General features: G+C 64.9%; 16 protein-coding genes and 1 tRNA gene. 10 read left to right on the top strand and 7 right to left on the bottom strand.

Annotation, left to right across the window (positions count from 1 at the left end; all coding sequences use genetic code 11):
• Positions 1-107 precede the first annotated feature (107 nt).
• Both DW352_RS13680 and DW352_RS13675 read left to right on the top strand, forming a co-directional pair.
• Positions 108-1,025 (top strand): ABC transporter permease, encoded by a 918-nt coding sequence (locus DW352_RS13680; protein WP_115691845.1) that lies wholly within the window; start codon positions 108-110, stop codon positions 1,023-1,025.
• Positions 1,025-1,840: an ABC transporter permease gene (locus DW352_RS13675; RefSeq protein WP_115691844.1), complete on the top strand. Its 816-nt coding sequence runs from the start codon at positions 1,025-1,027 to the stop codon at positions 1,838-1,840. The genes DW352_RS13680 and DW352_RS13675 overlap by 1 nt, the downstream gene beginning before the upstream one ends.
• 388 nt (positions 1,841-2,228) lie before the next feature.
• Here DW352_RS13675 and DW352_RS13670 read toward each other — a convergent pair whose 3' ends face one another.
• From DW352_RS13670 to DW352_RS13650, 5 genes are all read right to left on the bottom strand, one after another.
• The gene (locus DW352_RS13670; protein WP_245434114.1) at positions 2,229-4,079 is read right to left on the bottom strand and encodes an AsmA family protein; all 1,851 of its coding nucleotides are present in this window, start codon (positions 4,077-4,079) and stop codon (positions 2,229-2,231) included.
• Positions 4,080-4,276: 197 nt separating this feature from the next.
• Positions 4,277-5,992, bottom strand: coding sequence for an ABC transporter permease (locus DW352_RS13665; protein ID WP_245434112.1), 1,716 nt, complete (start codon positions 5,990-5,992; stop codon positions 4,277-4,279).
• The gene (locus tag DW352_RS13660) at positions 5,989-7,014 is read right to left on the bottom strand and encodes a Fe(3+) ABC transporter substrate-binding protein (protein ID WP_115691842.1); all 1,026 of its coding nucleotides are present in this window, start codon (positions 7,012-7,014) and stop codon (positions 5,989-5,991) included. Before DW352_RS13660 ends, DW352_RS13665 begins: the two co-directional genes overlap by 4 nt.
• A 245-nt stretch (positions 7,015-7,259) precedes the next feature.
• A complete protein-coding gene (locus tag DW352_RS13655) occupies positions 7,260-8,003 on the bottom strand; it encodes a DUF1194 domain-containing protein (protein ID WP_115691841.1) in 744 nt (247 codons plus the stop codon).
• 130 nt (positions 8,004-8,133) lie between these two features.
• Positions 8,134-11,130 (bottom strand): PAS domain-containing protein, encoded by a 2,997-nt coding sequence (locus tag DW352_RS13650; protein WP_115691840.1) that lies wholly within the window; start codon positions 11,128-11,130, stop codon positions 8,134-8,136.
• 191 nt (positions 11,131-11,321) lie between these two features.
• On the opposite strand from DW352_RS13650, the gene DW352_RS13645 reads away from it, so the two are divergent.
• From DW352_RS13645 to DW352_RS13630, 4 genes are all read left to right on the top strand, one after another.
• Positions 11,322-11,684: a phasin family protein gene (locus DW352_RS13645; protein WP_115691839.1), complete on the top strand. Its 363-nt coding sequence runs from the start codon at positions 11,322-11,324 to the stop codon at positions 11,682-11,684.
• A 262-nt stretch (positions 11,685-11,946) separates the two neighbouring features.
• On the top strand, positions 11,947-12,480 hold the full coding sequence (locus tag DW352_RS13640; RefSeq protein ID WP_162826950.1) for a phasin: 534 nt from the start codon (positions 11,947-11,949) through the stop codon (positions 12,478-12,480).
• A gap of 144 nt (positions 12,481-12,624) precedes the next feature.
• Positions 12,625-12,701, top strand: a tRNA-His gene (locus DW352_RS13635).
• 37 nt (positions 12,702-12,738) lie between these two features.
• The gene (locus DW352_RS13630) at positions 12,739-13,167 is read left to right on the top strand and encodes a PAS domain-containing protein (RefSeq protein ID WP_115691837.1); all 429 of its coding nucleotides are present in this window, start codon (positions 12,739-12,741) and stop codon (positions 13,165-13,167) included.
• Between the two features lie 207 nt (positions 13,168-13,374).
• Here DW352_RS13630 and DW352_RS13625 read toward each other — a convergent pair whose 3' ends face one another.
• On the bottom strand, positions 13,375-15,495 hold the full coding sequence (locus tag DW352_RS13625) for a L,D-transpeptidase family protein (protein ID WP_162826949.1): 2,121 nt from the start codon (positions 15,493-15,495) through the stop codon (positions 13,375-13,377).
• 389 nt (positions 15,496-15,884) lie between these two features.
• Complete coding sequence (locus DW352_RS13620) at positions 15,885-16,457, bottom strand: MarR family winged helix-turn-helix transcriptional regulator (RefSeq protein ID WP_245434111.1); 573 nt, start codon at positions 16,455-16,457, stop codon at positions 15,885-15,887.
• Between the two features lie 185 nt (positions 16,458-16,642).
• On the opposite strand from DW352_RS13620, the gene DW352_RS13615 reads away from it, so the two are divergent.
• The 4 genes from DW352_RS13615 (at position 16,643) to DW352_RS13600 (ending at position 19,786) form a co-directional block, all read left to right on the top strand.
• Positions 16,643-17,032 (top strand): RidA family protein, encoded by a 390-nt coding sequence (locus tag DW352_RS13615; RefSeq protein WP_115691834.1) that lies wholly within the window; start codon positions 16,643-16,645, stop codon positions 17,030-17,032.
• 65 nt (positions 17,033-17,097) lie between these two features.
• Positions 17,098-17,895 (top strand): ABC transporter ATP-binding protein, encoded by a 798-nt coding sequence (locus tag DW352_RS13610; protein WP_115691833.1) that lies wholly within the window; start codon positions 17,098-17,100, stop codon positions 17,893-17,895.
• Between the two features lie 3 nt (positions 17,896-17,898).
• Positions 17,899-18,699 carry an ABC transporter permease gene (locus DW352_RS13605; RefSeq protein WP_115691832.1) on the top strand — a complete coding sequence of 267 codons (801 nt, stop codon included), beginning with the start codon at positions 17,899-17,901 and terminating at the stop codon, positions 18,697-18,699.
• Between the two features lie 40 nt (positions 18,700-18,739).
• Positions 18,740-19,786, top strand: a complete 1,047-nt coding sequence (locus DW352_RS13600; protein ID WP_115691831.1) for an ABC transporter substrate-binding protein — start codon at positions 18,740-18,742, stop codon at positions 19,784-19,786.
• Positions 19,787-20,011 lie beyond the last annotated feature (225 nt).

The following is a 20,011-nucleotide window of genomic DNA, read 5'->3' as shown; positions in this document are numbered from 1 at the left end:
CCCGCCCTTGTGCCGGGCATCCACGTTCTTCTTTGACGCGCCGGGTCGTAAAAACGTGGATGGCCGGGACAAGCCCGGCCATGACGCGCTGAGATGCCGAGGCGAGAATGTCTGAGGCCGTGCGCAAGCGCTCTTGGTCCGCACGCTTCGTCGTGCTGATCCCCTATGCCTGGCTGCTGGTGCTGTTCCTGGCGCCGTTCGCTATCGTCTTGAAGATCAGCCTGTCGCAGACGGCGATGGCGCAGCCGCCTTATCTGCCGGTGCTCGATCTTGCGGCCGGCTGGCAGGGACTAAAGGATTTCATCGCCCAGCTCTCGTTCGATTCCTATGCGATGCTCGGCTCCGACTGGCTCTACATCCTGTCGTATCTCAAGAGCCTCGAGGTCGCCTTCGTCTCGACAGTGATCCTGCTTTTGATCGGCTACCCGATGGCCTACGGCATCGCGCGGTCGCCGCGCGCGTGGCAGCCGCTCCTGGTGATGCTGGTGGTGCTGCCGTTCTGGACCTCGTTCCTGATCCGCGTCTACGCCTGGGTCAACATCCTGCAGCGCGACGGGCTGCTCAACACGCTGCTGCTCAACCTGCACATCATCGACCAGCCGGCCGCCTGGCTTGCTTCCGATACCGCGATCTATATCGGCGTCGTCTATTCCTATCTGCCGTTCATGGTGCTGCCGCTCTACGCGACGCTGGAGAAGATGGACGAGAGCTTGCTCGAAGCCGCCGCCGATCTCGGCTCACCGCGGTGGAAGGCGTTCTGGCAGGTGACTGTGCCACTGTCGCTGCCCGGCATCGCCGCCGGCGCGCTGCTGTGCTTCATTCCGATCTGCGGCGAGTTCGTCATTCCCGATCTGCTCGGCGGCTCGGACACGCAGATGATCGGACAGACCTTGTGGACGGAGTTCTTCGCCAACCGCGACTGGCCGGTCGCCTCCGCCATTGCCGTCGCGCTGCTGGTGCTGCTGCTGGTGCCGATCATGGTCTATGAGCGGCTGCAGCGGCGCGCGATCGAAGGGGCACGGTGATGCGGCGCCTTTCGCTGTTCAACATCACCGTTGTCGCGCTTGGCCTGGCGTTTCTCTATCTGCCGATCGCGATCCTGGTGATCTATTCGTTCAACGCGTCGCGGCTGGTGACGATCTGGGGCGGCTGGTCGCTGACCTGGTATCGCGCGCTGCTGCAGGACGAGGCGATGTTGCAGGCGGCCTGGGCGAGCCTGCGCATTGCGGCTCTATCGGCGACGGCGGCGACCTTGCTCGGCACCTTGTCGGCGGTGACGCTCACGCGCTTCGGCGCCTTCCGCGGCCGCCTATTGTTTTCCAGCATGGTCTATGCGCCGCTGGTGATGCCGGAAGTGATCACCGGGCTGTCGCTGCTGTTGCTGTTCGTCGCGCTCGGTGTCGATCGCGGATTCTGGACGGTGGCTGCCGCACACACCACGCTGACCATGTGTTTCGTCACGGTGATCGTGCATTCGCGGCTGGTCAGCTTCGACCGCAGCCTCGAAGAAGCAGCGATGGATCTCGGGTGCCCGCCGCTCAAGACCTTCCTGACGGTGACGCTGCCTCTGATCGCGCCGGCAATTGCCGCCGGCTGGATGCTCGCCTTCTCGCTGTCGCTCGACGATCTGGTGATCGCGAGTTTCACCACGGGGCCGGGCGCCACCACGCTGCCGATTCGGATCTATTCGGAGGTGCGGCTCGGCGTGAAGCCGGAGGTGAATGCGATCTGCACGCTCATGATCGCCTTCGTGGCGGTGGCGACGATTATATCATCGCTGCTGACGAAGCGAGGAGCCGTGCGACGCGCTCGCGATACGACGCTCGGCGCGGCGGTCTGACCGCTGCGCGCGATTTAACTCAACCGCGTCCTAAATCTTCGCGACCACGCTTTCCGTATAATCGCATTCGCGGCACTCGAACGTACGCAGGTCGAACCCCGGCCGTGACGGCTCGATACGAGCCAACATCATTTTTAAGCCACAATGCGGACAGGGCCGCTGTGGAATCACGTTGATCGTTGTGGCTTGCGGATGAAACCGTGCCATGCCCCTCGCCCCCCAAATCCCGACAGCGGCGAATCTCGGTTGGAACTAGGGCATTTTTACGGACCGACGGGCGCAATTTAAAAGATGGAAATAGAAGGGGAACGTTATGTCGGAAGACATACACGCCGCGTGTACGATCGCGCGATCGTTGCGCGCGAAGGCGAATCAGGCGTCGTGTTGCTTAATCGGCTTTGCCAGCGGGTGCGGGCTGCTGTTCAGCAGCGGGCTGAGCGCCGCCGGTGAGCCTGTCGATGACCGACCGTACCTGATCGCGCGCGCTGCGATCGCGCACCGCGTTGAGCAGCGGCGCCGCCGCGCCGGAGCGGCGGATGAGCGCTTCTGGATCCGGCATCATCAGCGGATCGTCCCACGAGCCCTGCACGATGAACGGCAACTCGAACGGCGTCGCGCCGGGACGCGCCACCGCGACCAATGTCGCCGTGCCCTTCAGATCGAGTTCGCGTTGCGGAATGGACGCCGAGCCGACGAGGCCGAGGCGCACCGCCGAGCCTTCGACCTTCACGTCCTCGACGCTGGCCATGCCCTTTTCGATCTTCAGACCGACGCTGATCTTCTCATACGGCGTGCGGCCGCTGCGGAAGTCGCCGGCGCCGGACAAAGGCCGCCGCTCGAGACGGCGCAGCAGTTGTTCGACGTTGAGGCCGGCGAGCGCGCCGTTCTGTCCGACGAGGCTTGCTTCGCCATGCAGGGTGCGCGTGACGGCGAGCACGCTATCGCCGCGTCCTTCGACGGCGAGCGACATGTTGCCCCGGCCTTCCAGCCGCTTGAGATTGAAGAGCTGGCCGAGGCAGCTCTCGAGATCCACGTCGATGAACTGGAGTTGCGATTTGACGTCGACGCTGTCTTCGAAGTTGGCGAGCGCGAGCGAGCCTTTGATCACGCCGCCATAAGCCTGCGCTTCGCCGATGGTGACGACCAAGTGGCCGCCGCGCAGATTGGCGGCGATGGCAGTGCGTCCGAGCGTTGCGTTGGATACCGTGACGTTGCCGGCCGACAGCCGCAGGTCGAGGTCCATGCCGTTCAGACCGTCGAGCGCGATGTTCGCATTGTCCCATCCGCGCTGATTGGTCGTCAGCAGCCGTACGGTGGAAACGTAGGGCGTCAGGTCGAGCTTGTCGGCGGCGAGCGTGCCTTGCAGCGTCTGACGGCCATCGGTCGCGAAGGTGAGCACGCCCTCGGCGCTGTTGCCGTCGAGCTCGACGTTCACGCCGGAGAGACCGACCGTGCCGCCGACCACATTGGTCTGCGCCTTGAGCGTGAAGCGACCGAAGCCGCCGCCGGGCAGCGGCCGCTGTCCGGCCCAGAGCAACGCCGTACGCAGCGAGGGCGAGTCGGCGGCGATGGTGCCTTCGATGCGCAAGGTGGGCTTGACGCTGATCGAGCCTTCGAACGCCGCTTTGAGCGGCGCGCCGGCGAGACGCAGCCGCACGCCGGTGCGGTTACCATTGAGCGCCGCCGGAAAATCCGCGAGCGTCAGCGTCGCATCGACAGGCTGCTTGTGCCAGACGAAGTGGCCGGTGGCGCCGAAGCTCTTGGAGATCGACGGCCAGGCGAGAGAGAAATCGAAGTCGGTCAGCTTCTCTTCGTTCTTGCGCGTCAGGTCACGGACGATCACCGTGCCATTGTCGATGCGCATTTCGGAGAAGCCGGTGGTGCGCGCATCGCCGCGCTTGCGGCCATTGGCGAGCGCCGCGATCAGGCCCGACCAGTTGGTCTGTCCGTCGGCGTCGAAGTCGATGCGGATGGTCGGCTGTTCGAGCGAGACGTCGGCGATCTCGACGCGGCCGATCAGCAGCGGGAAGAAGCGTAGACGCGCGGTCAGGCGCTCGGCGACCAGTGCGGGCCGACCCTCGTCGCCCAGCATCACGTCCTCGAAGCTGATGCTGCCGCTCGGAAACAGGTCGACCTTGGTCGAACCGCGCAGCACCGGTTCGAGCCCGGTGGCGGCGTGGATTTCGCGCAGGGCCTGGCTCCGCACGGTATCGGCCGAGATCAGGTACCCTGCGGCCATGAGCAAGCCGGCCACCGCCACGAATGCGGCAAGCAGCGCGAGTCCCAGGCGTTTTAAGCCGGCGGCGGCGTTCAAAAGGAAGGATTCCGGTTGTGGTTCAGCGCCAAGCGCCGGCGGACTATATCATCGGGCCCGCTGCAGCCAACCTTGGGGGTGGTCTGTGACCCTTTTAGGGCCGACTTTCCCAAGGGTTAAGCTTACTTAGCGGGTCTCGTCCGGGCCGCCGGGCGGCCTTCGGCCAGATGGACCATACGCGCCACCGGCAAGAGGCCGACGGCAACGATCAGGAGCGCGGCCAGCGCTCCGTCCTCGAAATTGCCGCGGCTGGCGAACTGGTAGATGTAGGTCGACAGCGTCTCGGTATTCAGCGGGCGCAACAGCAGCGTCATCGGCAGCTCTTTGAGGCAGTCGACGAAGACGAGCAGGGCGGCGCCCCATAGTGCGGGGCGCAGCAGCGGCAGGTGAATGTCGCCGACGAGCTTCGTGGGTCCGGCGCCGCAGGCGCGTGCCACTTCGTCGAACTCGCGGGGGATGCGCGCCAGGCCCGCCTGCATGAAGCCGATGGCGATGGCGAGAAAGCGAACGCTGTAGGCGATGATGAGCGCGGCGCTCGATCCGGCGACGACGAGACCGACGCTGGCGCCGGTGAAGTACAAACTCAGCCAGTTGATGGCGTCGTCGATCGCCACCAGCGGTCCAAGCAAACCCAAAGCCAGCACCGTGCCGGGGATCGCATAGCCGAGCGTGGCGATGCCCACGCCGGCCGCGACGAAGCGCCCGGGCACGAGCCGACGGCCCAATGTGGCGGCGAGCCCGACGAGCAGAATGACCAGCGTCGCGCACGCCGCCAGCGTGACGGTGGTCAGGCCATGCCGCAGCAGCGCCGGATCGATGCCGCCGCTCAGGCTGCGCAGGATCGCCTCGCGCAACAAAAAGCCTGTGGGAATCAGGAAGCCGAACGCCACCGGCACGAGGCAGGCGACGAGCGCGAGCAGCGACCGGGAGCCGTGCAGGGCAACCGGCGCCGTGACGCGACTGTCCTGCACGGACTGATAGCGCTGATGCCGGCGGCCATAGGCTTCGAACGCAATCAACGCGGCGACGATCGCCAGCATCGCCAGCGCGATCTGCGCCGCGCCGGGCAGGCTGCCGCGGTTGAGCCAGGTCGTGAACACCGACAAAGTCAGCGTCTGCACGCCGAGATATTCGGTGGCGCCGATGTCGTTGAGCGTCTCGAGCAACGCCAGCGCGACGCCGACCGCCAAGGCCGGCCGTGCCAAGGGCAGGGCGATGTCGCGCATGGCGCGTGTCGGCGTCGCACCGGTTGCCCGCGCGGCATCGATGAAGGTCGCGCATTGCGTCTGAAACATCGCCCGCGCGGCGAGATAGACATAGGGATACAGCACGAAACCGATGATCAGGATGGCGCCCGGGAGCGAGCGCACCGGTGGAAACCAATAATCGCCGGCGCTCTGCCATCCGAATGCCGCGCGCAGCGCACTTTGCACGGGGCCCGCGGCATCGAGCATGTCGCCGTAGACATAGGCGGCGATATAGGTCGGCAGCGCGAGCGGCAACGGCAACAACAACAACAACATGCCGCGCCCGGCAAAGCGGAAGGTGGTGACGAGCCATGCGGTGCCGGCGCCCGCGGCGGTGGTAACGATGGCGACGCCGCCGAGCAGCAGCACCGTCTGTGCTGCCGCATTGGGGATTACATAGGCGGCGAGGTGCGGCCAGATCTCGGCATCGCCGATGGCCGCGATGCGCGCGAGGCTGACGAGCGGCAGCGCCAGCAGCGCGGCGACGGCCAGGGCGATGGCCGTCGCGGCAACCGGCGTCCAGTGTGGGCGGCGAAACGCGTCGGCCCCGCGCGAGGCGGGGCCGTTCAATTCGGACGGGATCGCGCTCAATTGTCGAAGCCGACCTTATCGACCAGCGCGGCCGCCGCCTTCTTCGCGGCCGCGACCTTCGACAGCGCGAGCGTATCGGGCTTGAGCGTGCCATAGCCGGCGATAATCGCATTGACGGCGACGCCGGCGCGCAGCGGATATTCGTAATTGACGTCGGCGTAGATGTGTTGCGCCTTCTCGCCAGCCAGCCATTCGATCAGCGTCATCGCATTGGCCTTGTTGGGCGCGTATTTGGCAAGCACGACCCCGGACACGTTCACATGCGTGCCGCCGCCCGCGAAGGTCGGCAGGATCACCTTGGTCGCGTCGGCCCATGGCTTCTGCGCGTCGCTCGTCGCCATCAGCGCCCAGTAATACGTGTTGCCGATGCCGAGGTCGCACTTGCCCGCCGCGACGTCGCGGGCGGTCTCGCGATCCCCGCCCGAAGGTTTCTGGGCGAGATTGGCCTTCAGCCCGCGCAGCCATTCTTCGGCTTTCGCTTCGCCGTGCTTGGCGATGAAGGCGGCGATCAAGGCGTTGTTATAGATGTGCTGGCCGGAGCGGATGCAGATCTTGCCCTTCCACTTCGGGTCGGCGAGCTCTTCGTAGGTGATGCTGTCCTGCTTGACGCGCTCTTTCGAGGCGTAAACGACGCGCGCTCGCAGCGAGATGCCGACCCAGTGGCCTTCGGGATCGCGGTACTGCGCGCCGATCACCTTGTCGAGCGCGGGCGAGACGATCGGCTGCGTGATGCCGGCGCGCACCGCATCTTCGAGACGTCCGATGTCGACGGTGAGCAGCACGTCGGCTGGGCTGCGCTCGCCTTCGGACTTGATGCGCTGTTCGAGACCGGAGCTCGCCGAGATGATGTTGACCTTGATGCCGGTGTCTTTGGTGAAGGCGTCGAACAGCGGCTGCACGAGCTTGGTCTCGCGATACGTGTAGACGTTGACCTCGCCCGACTGGGCGAACGCGCTACCGGCGGCCGCGACGGCCCCGAGCGTGACGAAGGCCCGTGCGAAAGTTTTGGCCGCAGCGAACATGGCTTGATCTCCTGGCAAGAATACTCCGCGTTGGCCATCGGCCGGGCACGCGACGTGGTGCCGATGTGAGATGTCGCCCCTGGAACGGTCAATAAATTTTTTGATGAAAGATCAATAGGTTAGAATAGTTCTAGGGTACTAAAGTCGTTACCCGTTGTGAAAATGCCGCGCATCATCATGGAGATAAGCGGCGTGCGCGCGATGGCGCTGCGGGCGAGCCCACATCTTGCGACAAAGTGCCCGGGTCAGCGCGGCGGCAAGGCCGCCTGTCGTCCCGTCGGCGCGGCCTGCGCGATCTCGGCGATCATCTTCTTGATGATGGCCTCGCCGAAGGAATTGAAATCCTTCGCCTCCATCACGAACGCGCCGGGACCGCCCGTGACGTTGTCCTGATAATATTTGGCGAGGCCGCCGGGCGGATTGGTGTGCTCCGGATTCCACGGCAGCGGCTGGTCGCTGAGGATCACCAGGCCGTTGATGGTGATGCCGAGCTTGAGCGCCTCGTCGCGCGCGGAGGTGACGTCGCGGCCGGCATTGTTGGTGCCGTCACCGGAAACGTCGATGGTCTGCCGGTCCGCGGTGAACGGCGCGCGTGCAAGCTGCGCCACCGCCGCCTCGATACCGCCGCTGATCGCGGTGCGATCGGCGAAGGAGCGTGGCGATTCCAGCAATCGGTCGCCGAAAGCCTGCGCCGCTTTTGGCCCGTCGATCATGGTCCAGTCGATGACGACCTTCTGGTTGCCGAAGCCGGACCACTCGATGAAGGTCAAACCGATCCGCCCGTTGCGTCCAGCCTGAATCGCCTCGAGCACGCGGCGGTCCGAGATCGCCGCGGCATACCCTTCGCGTTGAAGCTGGAACTTGCGCGCATCGACGCTGCGCGAAACGTCGGCCGCGAGAACCAGAAGCAGGTCGACCTTCTCGGCCGCGCGCGCGGAGGGGAGGGCAGCGATGACCGAGATGATGAGGCTCAGTACAAGGCGACGCATGACCACCTTTCCCCGTCATCCTGAGGTGCGGGCGAAGCGAGCCTCGAAGGATGATCGGCCGTTCTCCTGCGAGGGCCGCCGCGCGGCCACCTCAGGATGACGGTGATAGGCGGAGCATAAACGAAAAGCGCTACTGCGCCAGCACCCGCGTGGCGGGGAATGCGACTTCGACCAAGGTACCGTCGTCGACATGGCTGACGATGCGGAAGCGCGCATGGTTGGCTTCGGCCAATGCCTTGGTGATCGGCAGCCCCAGACCGGTTCCGCCGGAACCCCAGCGCGCCGACGTCGACAACTGCCGGAACGGCTCGAGCGCGGTTTGCAATTCCTTCTCGCTCATCCCGGTACCGGTGTCGCGGACGCGCAGGACCACTTCGTGCGTATCGTTCACCGCGGTCGAGACGATCACCTGTCCGCCGGCGCCGGTGAACTTGATCGAGTTTGACAGCAGGTTGAGCGCGATCTGCCGCACCGAGCGCGCGTCGGCGATGATGTGCGGCAAGGTCGGCGGCAGCGAGGTGCGGATGATGACGCGCTCGCGGTTCGCGTCCTCCTGCATCTGCGCGACGCACTGCTGCACGACATTGTTGAGGTCGATGCTGACGAAGGACAGGTCGAGCTTGCCGGCTTCGATCTTCGACAGATCGAGCAGGTCGTTGAGCAGCGTGATCAGGCTTCCGCCGGAGGCGTGGATGTCCTTGAGATACTGCTTGTAGCGCTCGTTGCCGATGGCGCCGAAACGTTCGTGCATCATCACTTCGGAAAAGCCGATGATGGCGTTGAGCGGCGTGCGGATCTCGTGGCTGATCTTCGCCAGGAATTCGGACTTGGCCGTGGAGGCCCGTTCTGCCTCCTGCCGCGCCTTGATCAACTCTTCTTCGGTGCGCTTCCAGGCGGTGACGTCGCGCAGCACCACGCAGACTTTGTCGCCGCCTTCGAGGCGCCCCATGGTGATGTAGAGCGGCACCAGCCCGCCTTTGGCGACGCGGCCGATCGCTTCGCGCCCGGGATCCAGCATGCGCGCGCCATTTTCGCGCGTCAGCCGGTCGAGATGGTCGAGCACGCCACGCCGGCTTTCCGGCGCGAACAGATCGCCGAACGACAACTCGCTGAATTGCGTGGCCTCGTAGCCGAACAGGGCCTGGGCGCTGCGGTTGCCCGAGAGCACGCGGCCGGCGCGGTCGAGCACCAGCACGCCGTCGGTCGCGGTGTCGAGCACCGCCTTGAGCTGCTGGTTCTCTTCTTCCAGCCGGCGCAGCGACGCTTCCGCCGCCTTGCCGCGCTCGTCGGAGACGACCGGCTGCGTATTGATCATCAGCACCAGCGCGTTCTCGTCGTTCCAGGACACGGTGAACAGCCGGCCTTCGACGGCCTTCTGGTTGCCGTTGACGGTGGTGATGGAGAGCGTCTTGCCGTTGCCGTTCTTGGCGCCCGCGGGCGCTTCGCGAGTTTCGATGAACAGACTGTCGAGGCCGCCGGCTTCGGTCAGCGCTTCAAGCGTGCCGTAGCCGGTCCAATCGAGGAACGCGCGGTTGGCGTAGATCAGATTGTTCAGCCGATAGACGAGAATGCCGACCGGCAGCCGGTCGAGAATGGGACGGCCTTCGTGCGTGTCGCGCGCCGCGTTCGGGTTGCGGGCGAGGGGCAGCGATGTCGGTGCCAATGGCGCGACCGGCGCAGCCGGCGCAAGCGGTGCCGGCGCAACGAAGGGCGCGATCTCGTCTTCGGCTTTCTTCTCGCCGCCGTTGCGCAGCCTTTCGCTAAGCTCGCGCGCCAGCTCCTGGAATGCGCTGTGCTCGCTCGGGCTGAGCGCGGGCGCCTGTACGGACGGCGTTTCCGCCGCGGGAGCCGGCGGCGGTTCGGGCGCGCGCGGAGCGGGCGGCGCGGCCGACGGGAACGGCAGCACCTTGGCTTCGAGCGGCGGCGCGGGCGCCTCGGCTGGCGGCGGCGCTATCGCCGGCGGCGGCTCGGGCGCTGTTTGCGAACGCTGGCGCTGCAACGCGTCGATGCGATCGGTGTCGCGGCAGATGCCGAAACCACGGAAGCCCGCGAACTGCCGGTCGCGATCGAACACCGGCAAACCGGACATCTCGATCGGCAGCCGCTCGTCGCTGCCGTCCACCGGCCACATCACGACGAGACCGCTCCAGGTTTCGCGTGCGCTCAGGGCCTGCGCGACCTGTCCCGACGGATCGAGTTTGAGGGCGTCGGCGATCTCCTTCCACGGCCGGTCGAGCACGGAAGCTGTGTTCGGTCCGATCAGACGCTCGAAGTCCTCGGTGCCGACGGTGAAACACGTGTCTTCGTCCATCTGCCAGACGAAGCGAAACGGCATGCGGCGCGCCGGCGCTTCGAGGCTTGCCGGATTGGGCACGGTCGGTGGCGACGCGATCGTCTGCGGCTCGGGCGGCGCGACCGGCGCTTGCGGCGGGACGATCGCAACGGGCGGCGCGACCGGTGGCGCAGCCGGCTTGCGCGCCGGGCCGGTGAAGAGCATCAGCAAGGTCACGGTCGGGCCGGCGCCGAGCTTGCGTAAGGTCACGGCGCCCTCGCCAAGCTCGCCGTCGGCGCGGCCATTGAGCGTTGCCTCGCGCGCGAGTTTCTCGGCGCCGAGCGCAATCAGATCGCGCTTGTCGCCCATGCGCTCACGCGCGCTGGCGAGGCTTTCGATCAACTCGCCGTCGGCGGTGAACAGCGCGGCCGGTTCGTCGACATCTTTCAACAGCCGATGCGCGCGCTCCGGCAGCGCCAGCTCTTTCCCCGCGCGCTCGGTCGAGACGATGAGGATGGCGTTGCGATGATCGGCAAGCGTGATGCGCGAGCATTGGCAGACGAGCGTGCCGCCGAGCGCGGCACCGAAGCCGCGCAGCCGTTCGAGGCGCGGCAGGCCTTGCGGCAAGGTGCCGGCCAAGCGCGCGACCTGCGCGACGGCGGAGTGATTGGGCTCGAACGTAACCTCCGACGCCGCGGCCGGTGAGGGCGCGTCGAAAATGGCGGCTGCGACCGCATTGGCCCACAGGATGCGCGGCTCGGTCGCGCTCCATAGCCACACCGGAACCGGGCTCAGGGCGTGTGCCGCGAGCCGCGGATCGTTCAGCCAGTCGACCTGGAATCTGGGCTCAAGCATGGCACGCGTCGCGGACTTTACGGCTAATAAAGCCTTAATAGGGCTCGGGCCGACCGGCGTCCACGGCGCATCACACGCGTGTCACAGCGAAGCGGCAATAACGTTAATGGAAGAGGGCGGGACCCATTCCGCCCCCGCGAATTTGTGTAATATCGACTTGCACGCCGGGTCCGGAGGAGAGGAGGACAGCCATGTCTACCGCTTTCGATATCTCGAATGAGATGCGCGCCTTTGCCGAAAAAAGTGTCGAACAGGCGCGTGCCGCCTTCGACAGCTTCGTGTCTGCCGCTCAGCAGGCGGTGAACACGGCGCAGAACCAGGCCATAACGGCGCAAACCGGCGCCCGGGAGGTCGGGGAACTCGCGATGCGCTTCGCCGAGACCAATATTTCCTCGTCGTTCCAGTTCGCGCAGCGCCTGTTTCAGGCCAAGGACCCGCAGGACGTCGCCCGCCTGCACACCGAATACGTGAACAGCCAAATGGCGGCCCTGGCCGAGCAGGCCAAGGAGCTGAGCCAGAAGGCCGCCGCAATGGCCAAACCGCCGGCTCACTGAGCCGGGCGGTTTCGCCGCGACCGATCGAGCTTCTCCGGACTTAGTTACCGCTGGTCGTGCGCCGGCGCGTCGGTGGCACAGCTTTTGTGCGACGCAATAATATTATTGCAACGCATCAAAAATGTGCTATAAACATTCCACGAGCGCCCACCGGATGCGCAATTTCATTACTCCGGTGGGCTGATGTGAACAGACGAGGACCGTGTGCCGAGGGCGGGCGGTCTGTCGACGAGCCGGAACGCGCCCTCCGAGGATGCTTGTTATGGCCGATATCGCTGCTGCGGCGCCGACAACGAAATCCAGGAAGCCGGTCGCCTCCTTCATGCCGCCGTTCGAGATGCCGAAGTTCGAAATGCCCAATTTCGAGATGCCGAAGTTCGCAATGCCGCATTTCGAGATGCCGTCGATGGAAATGCCGACTGCCTTCCGCGAGATGGCGGAAAAGGGCATCGCCCAGGCGAAGGAAAACTACGACAAGGTGAAGGGCGCCGCCGAGCAGGCCACTGAGCTGCTCGAAGACACCTATTCCACGGCCTCCAAGGGCTGCACCGACTACGGTCTGAAGGTGATCGCGCACGCGAAGGCCAACAGCAACGCCGCCTTCGACTTCTACGCCGATCTGTTCACCACCAAGTCCTTTGCTGAAATGGTGGAGAAGTCGACCGCCTTCATGCGCGGCCAGTTCGAGACCATGACAGAGCAGGCCAAGGATCTCGCCGAGTGCGCCCAGAAGACGGCCAATGACACCGCCGAGCCGCTGAAGGAAAGCTTCACCTCCTTCACCAAGCAGGCCTGAGCCGTAGGCTCCCCGAGAAATCCAGCAAGCCCGGGGTCCGCCCCGGGCTTTTTGTTATGCGGGAAGGGCAAATGGAAACTTGCCAAACCCGGAGGCGGCACTTAGTTTCCGCCTCGCCCGGCTAGGCCGGTCATCCGTACTCGTGCAGGTGTAGCTCAGTTGGTTAGAGCGCTGGTCTGTGGAACCAGAGGTCGGTGGTTCAAGTCCACCCACCTGTACCATCCGCATCCTCCCCGGCAGTCCTAAGGCCCGTCCTGCATGACCCCCTTCGCGCTTCCCGAGAAGTTGGACCGCGATCTGGTCCCGGTTCAGTCCTACTGGGATGGGCTCCGTCGTGCCGGCAATGAGATGCCGTTCTGGGACGACGTGAAGCAGCCCGTGCTCGAGGAATTGGGGACCGGCGCCCTGCTGATCGACGTTTTCGCGCAACCCGAGCGCTTCCGCTTCAATTTCCTGTCGCGGGCCCTCAACCAGGGCGCTGCGAGCACGCTCAAAGGCCGCTTTGCCGATGAAGGCGCGCTGCCGCATCCGTTCGAATATCTGCGCGCGCAGGCCAGTGCCGCGGTCGAGGCGCGTAAGCCGACCTACTACCGGCACGAAGGCGATGGCGGCTACGCGCGGCTCCTGCTGCCGATGTGGGGCGACGGCCGCATCAGCATGCTGCTGGGCGCGATCTCCAGCGTCTAAGGATTATGGCGCGCCGCGACCGATCGCCCGCGCCTCCGTGACTGCAAACAAAAACGCCGGCGGTTTCCCGCCGGCGTTTTTGTTTTTCGATCCGGTCTCTCTGCTGATTTCCGCCAAGGCCGGAATCAGCAGGCTCCCAAATAAGCTTGTATCAGCACGCTGAGTCCCCGCTTTTGCGGGAACGGATGGCGTGTTGGGCGAGTCTGCTTAGCGCCAGCTGCCGTAGTAGCGGCCCGAGCTGTCGGCGCGCGGACCATTGGGGCCGCGCCCACGGCGCATTTCCTGTTGATCGCCGCCGTTGAACAGCCAGTCGAAGAAGTTCGGACCGGAGTCCCGATAACCGCCGCCGCGGCCGTTGTTGAGCATGCCAACCGGCACCCGTACCGGCTTAGACGACGTGTTCGGCGGCCGGTCGATGGCGGTGTCCGCCACCTTCATCTCGCTGCCCTTCATGATCGAGATCATCTTGGCATCGCGGCCGTAGATATCCTTACGGAGCTGCAGCTTGCCGTCCTGATCGACCCAGGCGGTCTGATAGGTCAGGTGTACCCAGATCGGCTTCGGGAAATTGATGTTGATCTCGTTCGAGCCCAGCATCTTCTCGATGCGCGCCTCGCTGTAGTTCTCGTTCGGCAGCGCCAGCGACAGCAGCTTCTCCGCATAGGTGAAGGGGTTCTGCACGCGCATGCAGCCGTGGCTGTAGGCGCGCTCGCTGCGGGCGAACAGCTGCTTGTCCGGCGTATCGTGCTGATAGACCAAGAACTTGTTCGGGAAGTTGAAGCGGATGCGGCCGAGCGCGTTGGCGGCTCCCGGCGGCTGATAGACGCGGAGCGTTCCGTCCGGCCGCTGCTCGACCTTGAGGCCGATGCGGTCGAGGGCATCGGGATCCTCGCGCAGCGCCGGCAGATATTCGTTCTCGATGATCGATGGCGGCACGTTCCAGGTCGGATTGACCGTGATGAACTTCATTTCCGCGCTGATCAGCGGCGTCGCCTTGTTCGGCTTGCCGACGACGATCTTGGAATGCCAGTAGGGCTTACCGTTATTCCAGAGCGTTAGCGTATAGTCGGGAATGTTGACGACCACGTGCGGATTGCCGAGGTCGCGCGGATACCAGCGCCAGCGCTCCATGTTCACGAGCACTGTGTCGATGGTGTTGTGCGAGGCGCGGTTCTCGCCTCCCTTCTGATCGCCGTTCAGAGCGGCCAGAGTATTGCGACCGACGTTGCCATCGACGCCGATCTCGGCTGTTTCCTGGAACGTCTTCACCGCGTCACGGACGTCTTCATCGTAGACCGGGTTGTTCTTGTCTCCCGGGACATCGAGGCGCTTGCGCAGCGCGATGACGCGGTCGTCCTTCATGCCGAGGCGCAGCAGTTTGCCTTCCGGCACGCGAACCTGCTCCGGCTTCTTCTGTTCCGGCTTGGCGGCGAGCTGGCCGTCATTGTTACGCAGTTCGGCGAGCTTGGCCTTCAGCGCTTTGAACTCGGGCATCGGCGGGTTGTAGCTGTCGAGCGTCTTCGCCGCGTCGTCGCTGGCGGCGAGCTTGCCGAGTACATCGGCCGGATCGGGCGCGACCGGCGTGAACGCAATGTCGGCGGAGACGCGGGTGAAGTGGATGCGACCCGTCTGCGCCTGACGCGCGAAGGTCAGCGCCGACGCGGTGAGCCGAAGCTCGGCTTCCGCCTGCGCCTCGGGCGTCGTCGCCGCCTTGAAATCCGGCGTCGGATAATCGCTCGACTCGAGGCCGACGGCCTCCGCGTTGTTCAGATAGCCGATGGCGGAAGCGGCGCGGGCCGCGGCGGCATCGCTGCCGATCCAGATCGGCGCATAGTTGCGCGCGGCGTAGAAGGACTCGACGCCGGTGCGCTCGGCCTTGCGCAGCCCGACGCGGTCGAGCTGCTTGCCCGTCACCATCTCACGCAGCTTGTCGCTCAGCGCGGCGTCGGCCGTCACCGTCGGCTGCGACAGGTTGAGCTTGGGCGGGAGATCGGTCTTCGGCGTTTCGACGGCCGGCACGGCTGCCTTCTGCACCGGTTCCGATTTCGGCGGTTCCGCAGCCGGCGCGGTGGCGTTCTGAACCGGTTCGGTCTTCGTCGGCTCGGCGGCCGGGGTCGCGGCTTCCTGCTTCGGCTCTGCGGGCTTCACCTCGGCGGCGGCCGGCGCGGGTTGAACATCCTTGAGCGTCGGCGGCGGGGGCAGGGTGGTATCCGGGACCGGCACAGCAGCGTCGACCTTCTGCTGATCGGTTTGCTGGGCGAAGCCCGGCTGGCTCGTCAGCAAGGCCAGACCGAGGGCGGTGGAGGCCAGCAAACCGTTGAGTCGCATGCTTTTCACCTGTGTCTCCCGAAGACTGAGGGGCTTCGCCCCCGGCATTTAAGTTCCGCGCGGCAATCTATAACCGATAGACTCGCGCTCGTTACGTTTTTCACAATTCGCGGCCGTCGAAGGAAAGGCTGTGTGGCTATTTTGCACAGCCAAAACGGCGCAGTGACGACCATAAAGACGTACGGCAACGACGCGGTAGTCCTGCGGTTCCCGCGTCTATTTTTCCGCTTTTTGCCCGATGACATTCACGTGATGAGAGCCGCTGTCGCGTGTGTACCGCCCGGACAGGCAAGCCGGCGAGCGTCATCGGTGCCACTCGCCGCCATCCTTAGTTAGTCGTTCGCGGCGCGGTTCCGGTTCAACGGTTCCGGCAGGAAGGTCGCAGGCGCCTATCGCCGCCGGCGCGTCCGTGGTTGCTCGGCCCGTCGCGCCTCGACGGCTTTCAAGAGCGCCGAGAGAAGCCCGGCAAGCTGGTCGCGCTCGCGGCCGTCGATACCCGACAACATCTCCGCCAGCGCATCGAAGTGCAGCTTGATCGCGCGGTCCGCCAGCGTGCGGCCTTTCGCCGTCAGCCGCACGATCGTGCCGCGCCGGTCGTTCGGATCGGGCAAGCGCTTCACGAGGCCCAGCGCCTCGACGCGATCGATGCGGTTGGTGATGGCGCCCGACGATAGCAGCGACTCGCGATAGAGCGCCGTCGGGTTGAGCTCGTAGGGCGGTCCGCAGCGGCGCAACGTCACGATCACGCTGAAAGACTCGAAGGTCAGCCCGAGCGGCGTCAGCCACGCCTCGGCATCGCTGAGCACGGATGTCGACAGCCGCCAGATGCGACCGAAGATTCCGAACGGCGAGGGATCGAGATCGGGCCGTTCGCGCCGCCATTCCGCGAGCAGCCCTTCGATCGAGTCCGCTTCCTGCGCGCGCATGGCGTTTTGTCCGCGCACGGCCTTCTGTTTGCGCATTGTGTGTTCGCGCATCGCATCCTTGGACGCCGTAGAGGCTGCCTTTTTTCGCGCCAGCGGCTGCTTCCGTGATTGTCTTGACATTAAGATACTTGATGTCATGATTTCTTCTAACAGGCTGCAAGGCCGCGCGCGACCAAAAACAAACTTTGTCGCTGCGCGCGGGCCAATCAAGGGAGACGTCGGTGCAGAAGACCTTCGTGCGCGGCACTTGGCAACAGAAGCGTGCCTTTTCTCCCGCGGTCATCGTGAGCGGCGAGGCGCGAACGATTTACGTCGCCGGCCATACCGGCCAGGCCGCGGATGACGGCCGTTCCCTTGCCGGCGACTTCGAGGCGCAGTGCCGGCAGACCTTCCGCAACATCGAGAAGACATTGGCCGAGGCTAACGCCACGCTGGCCGATCTCGTCACCATGACCGTGTTCATCAGCGACGTGCGCCACACGACGCGCATGACGGAGATCCGCACCGAAATCTTCGGCAAGGATTTTCCCGCCAGCGCCGCGATCACGGTGACGGGCTTTGCCGATCCGTCGATCTTGATCGAGATCCAAGGCATCGCGGTCGCGCCATGACGCAGCGCTGCGCCCGCTGTGACCTGACGGCGCGCGCCGCCCGCTGTCGCCGGAGCTAGCCGGCCATGGAGATCGTCGTCGACAATCTGATCCAGGTTTTCGGCGAGGCTCCGAACGACGTGCTGGCACTGGAACGCGTGTCGCACCGCTTTCCGTCGCAGCGCTTCACGTGCATCCTCGGCCCGTCCGGCTGCGGCAAGAGCACATTGGCGCAGATCGTCGGCGGTATCGAGCCGTTTACCAGCGGCACCGTCACGGTCGGCGCGGCCGGCGGCGCGGCGCAGCCGCTCGGCACCCATTCGGTGATGATGTGGCAGCATCTCAACCTGTTTCCGTGGCGCAGCGTCATCGACAACGTCGCGTTCGGCCTGGAGGTGCAGGGTGTCGCCAAAGCCGAGCGCTATGAGCGGGCGCGCGCGCTGATCGCCATGGTGGGCCTGCGCGGCTTCGAGGCGCACCGGCCGCCGCAGTTGTCCGGCGGCATGCGTCAGCGCGTGGCGCTGGCGCGCGCCTTGATCATGGAGCGGCCGATCCTGCTGATGGACGAGCCCTTCGGCGCGCTCGACGCGCAGACCAAGATCGTGATGCAGGAAGAGCTGGTCCGCATCACCGAGCAGACCAACAAGACCGTGCTGTTCGTCACCCACGCCATCGACGAAGCCATCCTGCTCGGCGACGAGATCGTGGTGATGACGGCGCGGCCCGGCCGGATCAAGGAAGTGATCAAGGTCGATCTGCCGCGGCCGCGCTCGCAGGAAATGGTCAACACGCCGGAGTTCGGCCGGCTCTACGACAGGGCGCTGCATCTGATCCGCGAGGAAGTCCTCAACGCGATGCGGCAACAGGAAGAAGTGGCGGGCTAGGCGATGGGCACCACCGGCACCAAGCACAAGAGCAAGGCCGGGGCGATCGTCTACATTGTCGTTCCTTATCTTCTCATCGTCGCGGTGGTGCTCGCCTGGGAAATCATGGTGCGCGTGAAGGGGGTGCAGCCGATCTTCCTGCCGGCACCGAGCGCGATCTTCAAATACCTGGTCGTGATGATCGCCGACGGCGAGATCGCCTATCATCTGTCGATCACCTTCCTGCGCATCATGGCCGGCTTCCTGGTGGCCGCAGCGACCGGCATCCTTGTGGGCATCGCCATGGGCATGTCGCGCCTCGTCGCGCGAATGGTCGACCCGTGGATCGCGGCGCTCTATCCGCTGCCGAAAATCTCGTTGATCCCGCTGCTGATCATCTGGCTCGGCACGGGCGAAGCCTACAAAATCGTGATCAGCGCGGTGACCGCGTTCTTCCCGGTCGCCATCGCCACTTTTGCCTCGATCCGCCAGGTGGACAGCGGCCTGATGAAGGCGGCCAAGGACCTCGGCGCCAATGTCCGGCAGGTGCAGCTGAAAGTGGTGATCCCGGCGGCGCTGCCGGGCATTTTCTCCGGCCTGCAGCTCGGCATGGGCGTGACGATCATCATGGTGGTGGCCGCCGAGATGATCGGCGGCTCGAGCGACAGCGGCATGGGTTACCTGCTCATTCACGCCGGTCAGGTGATGGAAACCGAAAAGGTATTCGGCGCGCTGATCGTGCTCGCGGTGTTCGGCGCCGTCATTACCAATGCGCAGAAGCGCATCGACCGCATGATCGCTCCCTGGACGGAGCGCGAGCATTGAAGAAATTGCCGGTGGTGGGTTCGTATCGGAGGGGAGAACGATGAAGCTTGGTAAGACGCTTGCGATGCTGTCGCTTGCCATCTTGGCGGCGACGGGGCGGGTCGCATCGGCCGACGATGTCGTGCGAGTCGGCGAGGGGCCATTCATCACCGGCGGCGGTTATTTCGTCGCCGAAGGCAAGGGCTACTTCAAGAAGCTCGGCATCGACGTGCAGCCGAAGATGTTCATCGACGGCGCGCTTGCGGTGCCGTCGCTGATCTCCGGCGAGCTCGATATCTCGTTCATGACGGCGAACGCCGCCTTGTTCAACAGCATTGCCAAAGGCGCGCCGCTGGTCTTCGTGCTCGATCGTGGCAACAACAAGCGCGGCCGCGGCTATACCGTCATCAACGTCACGCAGGAGCTGCATGATGGCGGGCTGAAGTCGATGGCCGACTTCGCCAAGCTGAAGGGTAAGCGCATCGGTCTCGGCGCGACCGGCAGCATCAATCAGTACCTCTTCGCCAAGGCGCTGGAAAAGGCCGGCCTCGATCCGCGCAAGGATGTCACCTGGGTCACCAACGTGCCGCAGCCGGACCTCATGAAGATGCTCGGGCAGAAGCAGGTGGATGCCACCGATCTGGCTTATCAGTTCGGCTTCTTTGCGCAGAACAACAAGTGGGGTCCGATCGTCACCGTCGACGACGAGATCGATCCGGACGGCGCCGTAGGCCTCTACGCGGCACGAAAGCAGTTCGTGCAGGAAAAGCGCGACGTGCTGGTGCGCTTCGCCATGGCTTATCTACAGGGCGTCAAGGATTTCAATGCCGCCGCCGGCGATCCCGACGGACACAAGGACATTGTAGAGATTCTGGCCAAGCGGACGGCACTGCAAAAGCCCGAGTTGGTCCGCGCCATCGCACCGCATTGGTCTTACACCAACGAAGATGGTGTACCGAACGTGAAGTCGGTGATGGCAATGCAGGACTACTGGTCGGATTATTTCCGTCTCGTGGAAACCAAAGTGCCGGAAAGTCAGCTGTTCGATCTCAGCATTGCGCGCGAAGCCAAGGCGCGACTGGATCGTGACAAGCCGTTCGGCAACTGACGGAACCCGCGGCGATGGGCGGCTCGTCCCATCGTCGCGATCCTTGAGACGAACAATCTTATGAAAATATAACGAGAATATAAAAAGCCGGGCCCCGTGGGTGGGGCCCGGCGACAGTATCACCGGCGTGGGGGCCGGCTACTCTTCCAGAGGGGAACATGCTGCGACGTCGGCTCATCTGGGAGGATACTTCCGGCGCAGCAGCAAGCCTGAAGTATGCTGTCG

It is taken from the genome of Pseudolabrys taiwanensis, assembly GCF_003367395.1.
Classification (GTDB): domain Bacteria; phylum Pseudomonadota; class Alphaproteobacteria; order Rhizobiales; family Xanthobacteraceae; genus Pseudolabrys; species Pseudolabrys taiwanensis.
Note: the sequence above shows the minus strand (reverse complement) of the source record. Positions and strands in the feature narration are given on the sequence as shown.

Excerpts from the sequence above, each read along its gene's own strand:
- DW352_RS13680 (WP_115691845.1), top strand. The coding sequence starts at position 108 with ATGTCTGAGGCCGTGCGCAAGCGCTCTTGGTCCGCACGCTTCGTCGTG.
- DW352_RS13675 (WP_115691844.1), top strand. The coding sequence starts at position 1,025 with ATGCGGCGCCTTTCGCTGTTCAACATCACCGTTGTCGCGCTTGGCCTG.
- DW352_RS13670 (WP_245434114.1), bottom strand. The coding sequence starts at position 4,079 with ATGGCCGCAGGGTACCTGATCTCGGCCGATACCGTGCGGAGCCAGGCC.
- DW352_RS13660 (WP_115691842.1), bottom strand. The coding sequence starts at position 7,014 with ATGTTCGCTGCGGCCAAAACTTTCGCACGGGCCTTCGTCACGCTCGGG.
- DW352_RS13655 (WP_115691841.1), bottom strand. The coding sequence starts at position 8,003 with ATGCGTCGCCTTGTACTGAGCCTCATCATCTCGGTCATCGCTGCCCTC.
- DW352_RS13650 (WP_115691840.1), bottom strand. The coding sequence starts at position 11,130 with ATGCTTGAGCCCAGATTCCAGGTCGACTGGCTGAACGATCCGCGGCTC.
- DW352_RS13645 (WP_115691839.1), top strand. The coding sequence starts at position 11,322 with ATGTCTACCGCTTTCGATATCTCGAATGAGATGCGCGCCTTTGCCGAA.
- DW352_RS13640 (WP_162826950.1), top strand. The coding sequence starts at position 11,947 with ATGGCCGATATCGCTGCTGCGGCGCCGACAACGAAATCCAGGAAGCCG.
- DW352_RS13630 (WP_115691837.1), top strand. The coding sequence starts at position 12,739 with ATGACCCCCTTCGCGCTTCCCGAGAAGTTGGACCGCGATCTGGTCCCG.
- DW352_RS13625 (WP_162826949.1), bottom strand. The coding sequence starts at position 15,495 with ATGCGACTCAACGGTTTGCTGGCCTCCACCGCCCTCGGTCTGGCCTTG.
- DW352_RS13620 (WP_245434111.1), bottom strand. The coding sequence starts at position 16,457 with ATGCGCAAACAGAAGGCCGTGCGCGGACAAAACGCCATGCGCGCGCAG.
- DW352_RS13610 (WP_115691833.1), top strand. The coding sequence starts at position 17,098 with ATGGAGATCGTCGTCGACAATCTGATCCAGGTTTTCGGCGAGGCTCCG.
- DW352_RS13605 (WP_115691832.1), top strand. The coding sequence starts at position 17,899 with ATGGGCACCACCGGCACCAAGCACAAGAGCAAGGCCGGGGCGATCGTC.
- DW352_RS13600 (WP_115691831.1), top strand. The coding sequence starts at position 18,740 with ATGAAGCTTGGTAAGACGCTTGCGATGCTGTCGCTTGCCATCTTGGCG.